The following is a 13,587-nucleotide window of genomic DNA, read 5'->3' as shown; positions in this document are numbered from 1 at the left end:
TTGTCTTGGCAAATTAACCGATATAGACACAAACAATAAGATACTTTCAGAATAATTAATAAGCTTATAAATCAGTTATTTAAATGACTAAAAGCTAAAAATACGGCGCAGATAGCAAAAAAACATCACACAGCAACCTCGCCACCCATTGAATCAACTCAATTCATTCGAATACACTCATTTGGAATCGAGCCAATCGACTCAATCACCCCCTGATCACTGCGCGACTCTGCCGCGCCAAGTCGAGACATCATGGAAACACTCAGAAAGGATCTATCCCTGTCAGCGGTCATTGCTGGCTTCATCGCCGTGATCATTTCCTATGCCGGCCCCCTAATCATCGTGTTTCAGGCAGCCAAGGAAGCGCATCTGCCCAATGATGTGGTGTCTTCGTGGATTTGGGCCATTTCCATCGGCAGCGGCATTACCGGCCTGTTCCTGAGCTGGCGCCTGCGGATTCCGGTGATCACTGCCTGGTCGACGCCGGGCGCGGCATTGCTGGTGTCGATGTTGCCCACCGTTACCCTGCCCCAGGCCATCGGCGCCTATCTAGTGGCGTCGGTGATCATCGCCGTAGTCGGTTTGTCCGGGGCGTTCGACAAACTGATGAGTCGCCTGCCCAAAGCCATCGCTGCCGCCATGCTCGCGGGCATACTGTTTCGCTTCGGCGCTGAGCTGTTCACCTCGATCAAGCTGCAACCGGTACTGGTGTTCTCGATGATCGCGGCCTACCTGATCTTCAAACGCTTATCGCCGCGCTACGCCATTCTCTCGGTGCTGATTGTCGGTTGCGCCGTGGCCGCCTCGTTCGGTGAGCTCAACAGCAGCTCGATCATCATCGCGGTGGCCCACCCGGTCTTCATCGCCCCCGAGTGGAGCTGGCACGCCATCATCAACATTGGCCTGCCCCTGGCCCTGGTGACGCTGACCGGCCAGTACGTCCCCGGCATGGCGGTGTTGCGTACCTCAGGCTACAACACACCGGCGCGCTCGATCATTTCGGCCACCGCGATTGGCTCGATTCTGATGGCCCCGTTCGGCTCCCACGGCTTTAACCTGGCAGCGATTACGGCGGCGATCTGCACCGGCCCCGAAGCCCACGAATACCGTGACAAACGCTACATCGCCGGGATTGCCTGCGGGGTGTTCTACATTCTGATAGGCACCTTTGGCGCAACCCTGGCCTCGGTGTTTTCCGCCCTGCCTAAAGAGTTGATTGCCTCCCTCGCGGGCCTGGCCTTGTTCGGTGCAATCAGCGCCGGGCTGACTGGCGCCATGACGGACGAGAGACAACGTGAAGCGGCGTTGATCACCTTCTTGGTCACCGCCTCGGGCATGAGCTTCCTCGGTTTGGCCGCTGCATTCTGGGGGTTGATCTTCGGCCTCGTGGCGCACTTCGTGCTGACTTACACCAGGGAAGGCAAAGCCGCCGCCATCGCCGAGGGCGGCCGACCATGACCATTCGTTACAACTTCATTGTGGTCGCCGGCGTGTCGGCGGCAGCCCACGGCAGCGCCTGCCTGCTCGAACAGGAGCAGCAACTGGCCGAGCAAATCGAACGTATTGCCCTCACCAGCCTGGCCAACAGCATCAAGGTCGCGTTGCCGCGTGACCGCCTCAAACCATGCGTGCAGTGACCGCCAGCGGTGGCGAGTTCACCTGTGCCAGTGACCCGAGCATTGTCGCGGCAGCGCTCCGATTGGCCGCCAGTACCGGCGTGCCTCCTGAAGCTGCCGCCCGTGCCTTCGCTGACCTGCTCAAGCATGCCCAGGAACACCCCGACAGCCCGCGACCGTCGACCGCCGTAATCCTGATCACCGGACGCGGCCTGAAAGATACCTCCATTTTTCTATCCAACTCGACCAGAGGCCAGTCACGAGGGGAGCTGCGTCACGTGCCTACGCCGCTGGCCGAAGTGCTTACCTAAGGAGTCACACCATGAGCCTGCAGAATTTAGACCCGGCCATCGCCCACCTGATCGACCGCGAACGCAATCGCCAGGAAACCCACCTGGAGCTGATCGCGTCAGAAAACTATGTCAGCGCAGAAGTGCTCCAAGCCCAGGGCTCGGTGCTCACCAACAAATATGCCGAAGGCTATCCGGGCAAGCGCTACTACGGCGGATGCAAGGTCGTGGACGAGATCGAAAACCTGGCCATCGAGCGCGCCCGCAAACTGTTCAACTGCGAATACGTCAACGTCCAGCCACACTCCGGGTCCCAGGCCAACCAAGCGGTGTTTTTGGCGGTGCTCGAACCCGGCGACACGATTCTGGGGATGTCCCTGGCTCATGGCGGGCACCTGACCCATGGCGCCTCAGTGAATTTTTCCGGCAAGTTCTACAAGGCATTTTCCTATGGCCTGGAGAAGGAAACCGAGACCCTCGACTACGCTGAGATGGAAGCACTGGCCCGGGAGCACCGCCCGAAGATGATCATTGCCGGGGCCTCGGCATATTCCCGAACCATTGATTTCCAGCGCTTTCGCAACATATGCGATGAAATCGGCGCTTACCTGATGGTCGACATGGCGCACTATGCCGGGCTGATTGCGGCGGGCGTGTACCCGTCGCCGGTCGGCATCGCCGACTTCATCACCTCCACCACCCACAAAACCTTACGTGGTCCGCGCGGCGGTCTGATCCTGGCCAAAGCACAATACGCTGCGCTGCTGGACAAGACGATTTTCCCGGTTTATCAGGGCGGGCCGCTGATGCACGTCATCGCAGCCAAGGCCGTGGCGTTCAACGAAGCCCTTGGCGATGGGTTCAAGCATTACCAGCAACGGGTGATCAACAACGCCCGAACCATGGCCAACACCCTGACCCGTCGTGGTTTGCGCGTGGTGTCCGGCGGCACCGACTGCCACATGTTCCTACTTGATCTGCGCTCGATGAACATCACCGGCAAAGATGCCGAAGCGCTGCTGGAAAGCACCCACATCACGCTAAACAAAAACGCGATTCCAGACGACCCGCAGAAACCGGCGATCACCAGCGGCATCCGCATTGGAACGCCAGCACTGACGACCCGTGGCTTTGGCGAGGCAGAGTGTGCTGAAGTGGCGAATCTGATCGCCGACCTGCTGGAACAACCGAACAACGCGGCACTGCTGGATAACACCCGGCGCAGGGTGATGCACTTGTGTGAATGTTTTCCTGTGTATCTGCTGAGTTGATTGCTGGAGGAGCCTACCGGGCACCTATGGGCTGCCCGTCAAGTTTGTGATCACCGGTGGTGAGGGGTGAATCGCCCCGGATTCTCTAGACACCTTGCAACTTCTCATGAAGTTGGCCATCTGCTCATAGTACTCGCCAGAAAGTCCAGCCCGTGGCCGGCGGTCTGCCAGTAAGGTGGATCCATGGAGTGGAAGGCGTGGTCACGGTTATAGCCTTCGGCAAATTCGAGCCGCGGAAGGTTTTCGACGTAGGAGCCGGACAGGCGCTGTCAGGCGGCAATGCCACCTGCCCGGCCTGACCCAGGACTGTGCGGCCCTGCTTCTCGAAGCTCGACACACCCACATGACTCGGATGTCTGCATCCAGTAGGTGAGCGTGGTCTCGTTGTGAATGCTACCGGTGTCGGCGAGGATCTCAACTTGGAGCCATTCCCACACCTCAGGTGTAGGCGTCAGGCGGATACCGAAGTCAGACCGTTCGGATAGTTCAAGCAGTGACGCAGGAGGGTATGGCCTGTCCATGGATCACCTCGCGCTTGAATTAGTGTGGCGTTACCGGTATTGGTCAGGGGCAACCAAATGCAGGAAGCACGGCAGTGATCAGCATTCGAGAAGCAACCATGGAAGACATCCACATACTTCGTGACCTCGGCATAGAGACGTACCGAGACCATTTCTCTGAAATCTGGACCGCCGCAGGAATGCAGAACTTCCTAAACGAGGACTTCTCAATCTGCGAACTTCAGAAATCAATCGAATCGCCTGCCCACCATTGCTGGCTCATAGCATTCGACGAGAAAAGTCGAGCGGTAGGCTTTTCAAAGGTCAACTGGTCCAAATTGATCCCAGTGTCTGGTGAGGTTGGTGCTGAGCTTCAGAAAATTTACGTCCTCAAGTCTCAGGCGGGTAAAGGCTACGGGAAGCAGCTTCTGCAGTTCATTCGTCAGTCAGCAGAAAACCGTTGTGAAAGCTCCATTTGGCTGGATGTACTGAAGTCCAACTCCAATGCGCAGCGTTTTTATGAAAGCCTCGGATTTGAGGTACTAGGCGAAATACCTTTTAGTACTGACAAGACTGACATTGGGATGGTTGTGATGTGCTGCGCCCTTTCCCGGTAGGCTCGTTCGATCGCCTCTCAGTCGGGTTGCTTGGTTGTCATAAATTGTCTCAGGTAAGCCTAGAAGCAGAATTGAGAGAGTGGCCCGTTCCCGGTATTGGTAAGAGCCCACACCCTCCAAAGATGGCGAAAATGATCGAATCAAGCTATGTGGTAATTCACTCACATGTCAGCGAATTTCCTGAACCTATGATCCTCCGAACTGGGGATGGGGTTTTGGTTGGGGAGCGATATGAGGGGCCCGAAGGCTGGCCTGACTGGTATTTATGCACTGTCCCTGGGCAAGAACCTGGCTTTGTACCCGAGCAACTCCTTGACCGCCAAGTGGATGGCTCCGCAAAGATGCTGGAGGACTTCACCAACAGAGAGTTGAATGTTGTCGAGGGACAAATACTGCAAGGTAATCGTCAACTGAACGGCTGGTTATGGGCAGTACGGGTTTCAGACGGTGCGACTGGGTGGGTTCCCTTAGACAACATAAGGCTGCAAGGTTGAATCACCTCTGGTTTCGCAGAAACCGTGGAATGAGTAGTGGCAGTCAACGTCATGACTCTTCTCCAGATTTGTTCGCGCCACGATTTGGAGCATTCGAAAACGTGGCGCGGATTACTTGCTCCGGTGCTCGATACCACCAGGCGCCTTGTCACAGTGCAGGCAGTGGCCGGAGCGCTGCCCCAGGCGTTCGTTGAACAGACCATGGCTGCGCGGTGGCGGCATGAATCAGCGCGAACAGTTCGAAGCCCTACCCACTTTCGTGGGAAGAGCAGTCGATTCTGTTCGCCGAGCTTCCGGCGCACCTTCAGACCATGGCCATGTTCAAGGTCAACACCGAGTACCGGGAGCAGGAATTCTGCAAACTTCAGTGGAGGTGGGAGATTGCGGTACCGGAACTGGGAACGAGCGTATTCCTGATCCCGGCAGGTTTTGGAGGAAGGAGCGCCAGGTCCGGCGTGAAAAACCGAGACGAGCGTCTGGTCGTGATGAATGACGCTGCCAAGTCAGTGATCGAGAAGCAGCGCGGCAAGCATCCGCTACGTGTTTCCGTTTGGCAAGCCAGATGGTGAGGGGGATGAAACGACTGTGCACCGCATGAATGACTCGGCCTGGAAGAAGGCGCGGATTCGAGCGGCAAAGAAATGGCAGGAAACGTTCTTGCGGCCGGCACATGACGGCTTTACCAAGATCCGCATTCACGACTTGAAGCACACCGTTGGGAGAAGGCTGCGTGAGGCAGGTGTGACAGAGGAAGATCGGAAAGCGCTGCTCGGCCACAAGAGTGGAAGCATCACTAGCCACTACTCGGCGGCAGAACTGGATCAACTGATTGCGACGGAAAAAAGGTATCAGCAACTGACTCGCGCGCACCAGCGCTGACGATTCTGAAAAGGAGGGAAGCATGAACAAAAACGCCAGGGTCACTCGGAAAGTCACTATGGCAGAAGCAACAAAGCCGCTCGAAAGCGGCTAAGTCATTGAATAATATGGTCGGGACGGAGTGATTCGAACACTCGACCCCTAGCACCCCATGCTAGTGCGCTACCGGACTGCGCTACGCCCCGACTAGGCGTGTTACCTGTTGCTGTTCTCGACGAACGCTCAAGAATATATCGCAAGCTTCTGAAAACTGGAAGTATTTAAAGCAGATATTTATTTCTTGAGGACTACCAGCACATCTTCGAGCTCGGAGATCATCTGGCGGATCATTTGTTTGTATTGGGTGGTGTCGTCTTTGGCTTCGTCGCCGGACAAACGCAAGCGTGCGCCGCCGATGGTGAACCCCTGATCATAAAGCAACGCGCGGATCTGCCGGATCATCAGCACGTCCTGGCGCTGATAATACCGGCGGTTACCGCGGCGTTTGACGGGGTTGAGTTGAGGAAACTCCTGCTCCCAATAACGCAGTACATGCGGTTTTACCGCACATAGTTCGCTGACTTCACCGATGGTGAAGTAGCGTTTGCCTGGGATGACGGGAAGCTCGTCGTTATGACTTGGTTCCAGCATAAGCCTCAACTCGGGCCTTCAACTTCTGCCCTGGACGAAAGGTGACCACACGGCGAGCCGTGATCGGGATTTCTTCTCCCGTTTTCGGATTGCGGCCAGGCCGCTGGCGTTTGTCCCGAAGGTCGAAGTTGCCGAAACCGGACAACTTCACCTGTTCGTTGTCTTCAAGAGCGTGCCTGATTTCTTCAAAAAACAGTTCGACCAATTCCTTGGCCTCCCGTTTGTTCAGGCCCAGCTCTTCATACAGACGTTCCGCCATTTCAGCTTTCGTCAGAGCCCCCATACGTCACTTCCTTAACGTGGCGTTCAACCTTTGTTCGAGCGAGGTGAGGATGTTTTGCGTCGTGGTATTCACCTCATCGTCATTAAGAGTGCGCGATGGATGCTGCCAGGTCAAGCCAACTGCAAGGCTTTTTCTATGAGGATCAATGCCTTTACCCTGATAAACGTCAAAGAGCCTGAGGTCTGTCAGCCATTCGCCTGCATTTTCACGGATTACATCCATGACGGCACTGGCGGCAACGCCTGCATCAGCCAGCAACGCGAGGTCACGGCGTACTTCAGGAAAGCGCGATAACTCGTGGAATTTAGGCATTTTGCCCAAGGCCACTTCACCCAATACCAGCTCGAAGACGAACACCGGACGGTCGAGACCGAGGATTTTCGACAACTCCGGGTGCAGCGCGCCGATGAAACCGACTTCACGGCCTTCTCGCTCAATGCGCGCGGTTTGACCCGGGTGCAATGCCGGGTGGCTGCCCGGGGAGAAGGTGAATGAGTCCAGTGCACCGGCGAAGCCCAGCACTGCTTCCACGTCAGCCTTGACGTCGAAGAAATCCACCCCATCACGGCCCTGCGCCCAGCCTTCCGGCAGACGGCTGCCGCAGACTACACCGGCGAGCATCGGCTCTTGCTTCAGGCCTTCGAGCTGGCCGACAAAACGCAGCCCGCTTTCGAACAGACGCACGCGATCCTGCTGACGGTTCAGGTTGTGCTGCAAGGCCTTGACCAGACCAGGCCACAAGGACGAGCGCATGGCTGCCATGTCGTTGGAGATCGGGTTGGCCAGCAGCAGCGGTTCAACGCCCGGATTGAACAGTTCGAACTGTTTCGGATCGATGAAGCTGTAGGTGATCGCTTCCTGGTAACCACGGGCTACCAGCAGACGACGCAACTCAGGCAGGTCGCTACGGGCTTCGGCCTTGGCTTGTGGTGCCAGGCGCGCTTGCGGGTAACGGACCGGCAGACGGTTGTAACCGTACAGGCGGGCCAGCTCCTCGATCAGGTCGACTTCCAGGCTGATATCGAAGCGATGGCTTGGCACTTCAACGCGCCACTGCCCTGCACCGTCCGCCGAGATGGTCAGGCCCAAGGCGCTGAGCAACCGCTCAACCTCGACTGGATCCATTTCCATGCCCAGCATCTGGGTGATGCGCTGGGCACGCAGGGTGATCGGCGCGATCGACGGCAGGTACTGCTCGTTAACGGTCTCGATAATCGGGCCGGCTTCGCCGCCGGTGATGTCCAGCAGCAGGCCAGTGGCGCGCTCCATGGCTTCACGGGCCAATTGCCAGTCCACGCCACGCTCGTAGCGGTGCGAGGCATCGGTGTGCAGGCCGTAGGAACGGGCCTTGCCAGCGACCGCGATTTGGTCGAAAAAGGCGCTTTCGAGGAAAATGTCCCGCGTCGTGGCGGATACGCCACTGTGCTCGCCCCCCATGACACCGGCAATCGCCAGGGCACGGGTATGGTCAGCGATGACCAGGGTGTCGGCGCGCAGGCCGACTTCCTGACCGTCGAGCAGGACCAGCTTTTCGCCTTCTTCAGCCATGCGAACGCGGATCCCGCCGTTGATTTCGGCAAGGTCGAAGGCGTGCAGCGGCTGGCCCAGCTCAAGCATCACATAGTTGGTGATGTCGACGGCAGCATCGATACTGCGTACATCGGCGCGGCGCAGACGCTCGACCATCCACAGCGGCGTTGGCTTGGACAGGTCGACGTTACGGATGACCCGGCCCAGGTAACGTGGGCAGGCGGCGGGTGCCAGCACTTCTACCGAACGCACTTCGTCGTGCACTGCAGGCACGACAGCCACGACCGGTCGGGTGACAGGAGCGGCGTACAGCGCGCCCACTTCACGAGCCAGGCCAGCCAGGGACAGGCAGTCACCGCGGTTCGGGGTCAGGTCGACCTCGATGCTGGCGTCTTCCAGGTCCAGGTAGACACGGAAGTCCTCGCCCACCGGCGCATCGGCTGGCAGCTCCATCAGGCCGTCATTGCCCTCGCCCACCTGCAGTTCGACTTGCGAGCACAACATGCCGTTGGACTCGACGCCACGCAGCTTGGCTTTCTTGATCTTGAAGTCGCCTGGCAGTTCGGCACCGATCATGGCGAACGGGATCTTCAGGCCCGGGCGCACGTTGGGCGCTCCGCACACGACCTGGAAGGTTTCGGCACCATTGCTGACCTGGCACACGCGCAGCTTGTCAGCGTCCGGGTGCTGCTCGGTGCTCAGCACCTCGCCCACCACGACGCCATTAAACACACCGGCGGCCGGGGTAACGCTATCGACCTCAAGACCGGCCATCGACAGACGAGCAACCAGCTCGTCGCGACTTACCTGCGGGCTTACCCAGCCGCGCAGCCATTGTTCACTGAATTTCATCCTGCTCTCCTAAAAATTCGTTACGACTAGCGAAATTGCGCGAGGAACCGCAAGTCGTTGTCGAAGAACAGACGCAAGTCGTTCACGCCGTAACGCAGCATGGCCAGACGCTCCACGCCCATGCCGAAGGCAAAGCCGGAGAACTCTTCCGGGTCGATGCCGGACATGCGCAACACGTTCGGGTGCACCATGCCGCAGCCCATCACTTCCAGCCAGCCGGTCTGCTTGCAGACGCGGCAACCTTTACCGCTGCACATCACGCATTCCATGTCGACTTCAGCGGATGGCTCGGTGAACGGAAAGTACGAAGGGCGGAAACGCACGGCCAGTTCTTTTTCGAAGAACACCCGCAGGAACTCTTCGATAGTCCCTTTCAGGTCGGCGAAGTTGATATCGCGATCGACCAGCAGGCCTTCGACCTGGTGGAACATCGGCGAGTGGGTGATATCCGAGTCGCTACGGTACACACGGCCTGGGCAGACGATGCGGATCGGCGGCTGTTTCGACTCCATCGTGCGGACCTGAACCGGCGAGGTATGGGTGCGCAGCAGCATGTTGGCGTTGAAATAGAAGGTGTCGTGCATCGACCGGGCCGGGTGGTGGCCTGGGATGTTGAGCGCCTCGAAGTTGTGATAGTCGTCTTCGACCTCAGGGCCTTCGGCAATGCCGTAGCCAATATGGGTGAAGAACTGTTCGATACGTTCCAGAGTCCGGGTAACCGGATGCAGACCGCCTGAGGTCTGACCGCGGCCAGGCAGGGTCACGTCAATGGACTCGGCGGACAGTTTGGCAGCCAGGTCGGCGGCTTCAAACAGCGCCTTGCGCGCATTGAGAACCTCTGTGACACGCTCCTTGGCAACGTTGATCAGGGCGCCGACTTGCGGACGCTCTTCTGCCGGCAAATTCCCCAGGGTCTTCATCACCTGCGTCAATTCGCCCTTTTTACCAAGGTAGTGAACCCGGATTTGCTCCAGGGCATTGATATCTTCAGCGCTTTGCACAGCCTCTAGTGCTTGAGAGACCAGCGCATCCAGGTTTTCCATGTACAGACTCCAGATACAAAATAGGGGAAGAGCTTGAAGGCTCTTCCCCTATTTATGACGTTTAACACCTGGCCCCACAGAGGTGAGGCCGGGTGACTGTCGGGGGTACTTAAGCCAAGGTGGCTTTAGCTTTCTCGACAATCGCAGCAAACGCCGCTTTTTCGTTCACTGCCAGATCAGCCAGAACCTTACGGTCGATCTCGATGGACGCTTTTTTCAGGCCGGCGATGAAGCGGCTGTAGGACAGACCGTTGATACGAGCACCAGCGTTGATACGAGCGATCCACAGAGCGCGGAACTGACGTTTTTTCTGACGACGGTCACGGTAGGCGTATTGGCCTGCCTTGATTACCGCTTGCTTGGCTACACGGAATACGCGCGAGCGAGCGCCGTAGTAGCCTTTAGCAAGTTTCAGAATTTTTTTGTGACGTTTACGGGCAATGACGCCACGCTTTACACGAGCCATGAGTTACTTCCTCTATTCTTGACTAAAATTAACGAAGGCGCAGCATGCGCTCGACTTTTGCCACGTCAGACGGATGCAGCAAGCTGCTACCGCGCAGTTGACGCTTACGCTTGGTCGACATTTTAGTCAGGATGTGGCTCTTGAAAGCGTGCTTGTGCTTGATACCGTTAGCAGTTTTCAGAAACCGCTTAGCAGCACCACTTTTCGTTTTCATTTTTGGCATGTTCGGATACTCCGCATTCAGTTGATAAACATAATCAGAAGGCCTGCCGTGCCCTGATGATTACTTCTTCTTTTTCGGGGCGATGACCATGATCAGTTGGCGTCCTTCCATCTTAGGATGCTGTTCGACCGAACCGTACTCGAGCAAGTCACCTTCAACTCGCTTGAGGAGTTCCATCCCCAGCTCCTGGTGGGCCATCTCACGGCCGCGGAATCGCAAGGATACCTTGGCCCTGTCCCCATCACTCAGGAAACGTACCAGGTTGCGCAGTTTTACCTGGTAATCCCCTTCCTCCGTCCCTGGACGAAACTTGATTTCTTTAACCTGGATCTGCTTCTGGTTTTTCTTGGCCGCAGCAATCTGCTTCTTCTTTTCGAAGATCGATTTGCCGTAGTCCATCAGCTTGCAGACAGGAGGTACTGCATCGGCGGAAATTTCCACCAAATCGAGCTTGGCTTCTTCAGCCTTAAGAAGCGCGTCTTCAATTGACACAATCCCAAGCTGCTCGCCTTCAGCCCCAATTAACCGAACCTCGCGTGCCGAGATATTCTCGTTGATCGGGGCTTTCGGTGCAGCTCGTTTATCTTGTCTCATTTCACGCTTAATAATAATTACTCCGAATCTGGGCGACCACGCCGGGAAACCGCTTGCGCGAGAAACTCAGCGAACTGGGCGACGGGCATCGAGCCCAGGTCAGCACCTTCACGAGTACGCACAGCGACAGTCTGCATCTCGACTTCCCGATCTCCGATAACCAAGAGATAGGGAACCTTGAGCAAAGTATGCTCGCGGATTTTAAAGCCGATCTTTTCATTTCTCAAGTCGGACTTGGCACGAAAACCGCTTTGATTGAGAGTTTTTTCAACTTCAGCGGCAAAATCTGCCTGTTTATCAGTGATATTCATGATCACTGCCTGGGTCGGAGCCAGCCACGCAGGGAACGCGCCCTCGTAATGCTCGATCAGAATCCCGACAAAACGCTCGAAGGAACCCAGGATCGCCCGGTGCAGCATGACCGGGTGCTTGCGACTGTTGTCTTCGGAGACGTATTCGGCTCCCAGACGGATCGGCAGGTTAAAATCGAGCTGCAAGGTACCACATTGCCAGACGCGACCGAGGCAATCTTTTAGCGAGAACTCGATTTTCGGACCATAGAATGCACCCTCACCCGGCTGCAGATCATACGCAAGGCCCGCACTGTCTAGCGCTGCGGCCAGTGCGGATTCGGCGCGATCCCACAGCTCGTCGGAACCGACGCGTTTTTCCGGACGAGTGGACAGCTTCATCTCAACTTCGGTGAAGCCGAAATCGCGATAAACGTCCATGGTCAGCTTGATGAACGCTGCGGATTCGGCCTGCATCTGCTCTTCGGTGCAGAAGATGTGGGCGTCGTCCTGAGTGAAGCCGCGCACACGCATGATGCCGTGCAGCGCACCCGATGGCTCGTTACGGTGGCAGGCACCGAACTCGGCCAGACGCATCGGCAACTCGCGGTAGCTCTTCAGGCCCTGGTTGAACACCTGCACGTGGCATGGGCAGTTCATGGGCTTGATGGCGTAGTCGCGATTTTCCGACTGGGTGGTGAACATGTTGTCGGCGTAGTTGGCCCAGTGCCCGGATTTCTCCCACAGGCTGCGGTCAACGACCTGCGGAGTCTTGATCTCCAGGTAGCCGTTTTCGCGCTGCACCTGGCGCATGTACTGCTCGAGCACCTGGTACAGGGTCCAGCCGTTCGGGTGCCAGAACACCATGCCCGGCGCTTCTTCCTGGAGATGGAACAGGTTCAGACGCTTGCCGATCTTGCGGTGGTCGCGCTTCTCGGCTTCTTCGATGCGCTGGATGTAGGCCGCCAGTTGCTTCTTGTCGGCCCAGGCGGTGCCGTAGACACGCTGCAATTGCTCGTTCTTGGCATCACCGCGCCAGTAGGCGCCAGACAACTTGGTCAGCTTGAAGGACTTCAGGAAGCGGGTGTTCGGCACGTGCGGACCGCGGCACATGTCGACGTATTCTTCGTGATAGTACAGGCCCATGGCCTGTTCGTTCGGCATGTCCTCGACCAGGCGCAGCTTGTAGTCTTCGCCACGCTGGGTGAATACATCGATCACACCGGCGCGCGGAGTGACTTTCTTGATCACGTCGTAATCTTTCTCGATCAACTGGTGCATGCGCTGTTCGATGGCGGCCAGGTCGTCCGGTGTAAAAGGACGCTCGTAGGCGATGTCGTAATAGAAGCCTTCGTCGATGACCGGGCCGATCACCATTTTCGCCGTTGGGTACAGCTGCTTGACCGCGTGGCCAATCAGGTGCGCGCAAGAGTGGCGAATGATCTCCAGCCCCTCTTCGTCTTTGGGCGTGATGATTTGCAGGGTGGCGTCGCTGTCGATGACATCGCAGGCGTCGACCAGCTTGCCGTTGACCTTGCCGGCCAGGGTGGCCTTGGCCAGGCCAGCACCAATGGATGCGGCGACTTCGGCTACGGAGACCGGATGATCGAACGAACGTTGACTGCCGTCGGGAAGAGTAATAGTGGGCATGGCGCCTCCTCTCCTAGTGGTGACCCCTACCAAAGGTCACGTGGGTTGGGATGAGCAGCCAGTACGCGATTCAGTCCAGGCCATCCAATGATGAACGCCTGCCTTACAGCGGCAGGAGCCTTGCGGCCAACCGGGAACCAAACCAGAGTGACTGGAGATCAAATCAGGGTTATTCGGGTATCAACCGCGCCTGGCGAATACATCGTCCAGGGCCTGAAAATCCCCAAGCGTGGGATGCTAGCACAGATGAACGGTCATCGCCGCGCGCGTGTTGCGTTGCCGCGAATTTGTACGGATTTGCCACCTCAAGTGAACTTGAGATGTACGCCTCCCCTCAAATGCCCTGAGAATCGCGACAC

The 13,587-nt window shown here is 57.4% G+C and carries 11 protein-coding genes, 1 tRNA gene and 4 pseudogenes; 5 read left to right on the top strand and 11 right to left on the bottom strand.

Features of this window, described 5'->3' with window-relative positions:
* Positions 1-252: 252 nt before the first annotated feature.
* From AACY45_RS17955 to glyA, 3 genes and pseudogenes are all read left to right on the top strand, one after another.
* Positions 253-1,458, top strand: coding sequence for a benzoate/H(+) symporter BenE family transporter (locus tag AACY45_RS17955; RefSeq protein WP_339546687.1), 1,206 nt, complete (start codon positions 253-255; stop codon positions 1,456-1,458).
* Positions 1,459-1,547: 89 nt separating this feature from the next.
* Positions 1,548-1,927: pseudogene (locus AACY45_RS17950) on the top strand (threonine synthase); the annotation flags it as partial.
* Positions 1,928-1,938: 11 nt separating this feature from the next.
* Positions 1,939-3,177, top strand: a complete 1,239-nt coding sequence (glyA, locus tag AACY45_RS17945; RefSeq protein WP_339546686.1) for a serine hydroxymethyltransferase — start codon at positions 1,939-1,941, stop codon at positions 3,175-3,177.
* Between the two features lie 93 nt (positions 3,178-3,270).
* Here the strand turns inward: glyA and AACY45_RS17940 are convergent.
* Positions 3,271-3,446: pseudogene (locus AACY45_RS17940) on the bottom strand (DNA adenine methylase); the annotation flags it as partial.
* An 11-nt stretch (positions 3,447-3,457) separates the two neighbouring features.
* A pseudogene (locus tag AACY45_RS17935) lies at positions 3,458-3,698 on the bottom strand (putative metallopeptidase); the annotation flags it as partial.
* A 74-nt stretch (positions 3,699-3,772) separates the two neighbouring features.
* On the opposite strand from AACY45_RS17935, the gene AACY45_RS17930 reads away from it, so the two are divergent.
* Both AACY45_RS17930 and AACY45_RS17925 read left to right on the top strand, forming a co-directional pair.
* The gene (locus AACY45_RS17930; protein ID WP_339546685.1) at positions 3,773-4,294 is read left to right on the top strand and encodes a GNAT family N-acetyltransferase; all 522 of its coding nucleotides are present in this window, start codon (positions 3,773-3,775) and stop codon (positions 4,292-4,294) included.
* A 730-nt stretch (positions 4,295-5,024) separates the two neighbouring features.
* Positions 5,025-5,693 (top strand): annotated as a pseudogene (locus AACY45_RS17925) (tyrosine-type recombinase/integrase); the annotation flags it as partial.
* Positions 5,694-5,775: 82 nt separating this feature from the next.
* On the opposite strand, the gene AACY45_RS17920 reads toward AACY45_RS17925, so the two are convergent.
* The 9 genes from AACY45_RS17920 to thrS all read right to left on the bottom strand — a co-directional run bounded on the left by AACY45_RS17920 (position 5,776) and on the right by thrS (position 13,228).
* A tRNA-Pro gene (locus AACY45_RS17920) sits at positions 5,776-5,852 on the bottom strand.
* Between the two features lie 88 nt (positions 5,853-5,940).
* Positions 5,941-6,297, bottom strand: coding sequence for a MerR family transcriptional regulator (locus AACY45_RS17915; RefSeq protein WP_027620568.1), 357 nt, complete (start codon positions 6,295-6,297; stop codon positions 5,941-5,943).
* Positions 6,278-6,580, bottom strand: a complete 303-nt coding sequence (gene ihfA, locus AACY45_RS17910; protein WP_002553164.1) for an integration host factor subunit alpha — start codon at positions 6,578-6,580, stop codon at positions 6,278-6,280. Before ihfA ends, AACY45_RS17915 begins: the two co-directional genes overlap by 20 nt.
* Positions 6,581-6,583: 3 nt before the next feature.
* Positions 6,584-8,962: a phenylalanine--tRNA ligase subunit beta gene (gene pheT / locus AACY45_RS17905; protein ID WP_339546684.1), complete on the bottom strand. Its 2,379-nt coding sequence runs from the start codon at positions 8,960-8,962 to the stop codon at positions 6,584-6,586.
* 26 nt (positions 8,963-8,988) lie between these two features.
* Entirely contained in the window at positions 8,989-10,005 is a 1,017-nt protein-coding gene (gene pheS, locus AACY45_RS17900; protein ID WP_095143262.1) for a phenylalanine--tRNA ligase subunit alpha, read from the bottom strand.
* A 109-nt stretch (positions 10,006-10,114) separates the two neighbouring features.
* Entirely contained in the window at positions 10,115-10,471 is a 357-nt protein-coding gene (gene rplT / locus AACY45_RS17895) for a 50S ribosomal protein L20 (RefSeq protein ID WP_007905879.1), read from the bottom strand.
* Between the two features lie 28 nt (positions 10,472-10,499).
* Positions 10,500-10,694 (bottom strand): 50S ribosomal protein L35, encoded by a 195-nt coding sequence (rpmI, locus tag AACY45_RS17890; protein ID WP_002553160.1) that lies wholly within the window; start codon positions 10,692-10,694, stop codon positions 10,500-10,502.
* A gap of 60 nt (positions 10,695-10,754) precedes the next feature.
* Entirely contained in the window at positions 10,755-11,306 is a 552-nt protein-coding gene (gene infC, locus AACY45_RS17885) for a translation initiation factor IF-3 (protein WP_172435341.1), read from the bottom strand.
* Positions 11,306-13,228: a threonine--tRNA ligase gene (gene thrS, locus AACY45_RS17880; protein ID WP_339546683.1), complete on the bottom strand. Its 1,923-nt coding sequence runs from the start codon at positions 13,226-13,228 to the stop codon at positions 11,306-11,308. The genes infC and thrS overlap by 1 nt, the downstream gene beginning before the upstream one ends.
* Positions 13,229-13,587 lie beyond the last annotated feature (359 nt).

This window comes from Pseudomonas sp. RA_35y_Pfl2_P32 (assembly GCF_963970735.1).
Taxonomy (GTDB): Bacteria; Pseudomonadota; Gammaproteobacteria; order Pseudomonadales; family Pseudomonadaceae; genus Aquipseudomonas.
The sequence above is the reverse complement of the archived record's forward strand: the minus strand, read 5'-3'. Positions and strand labels throughout refer to the sequence as shown.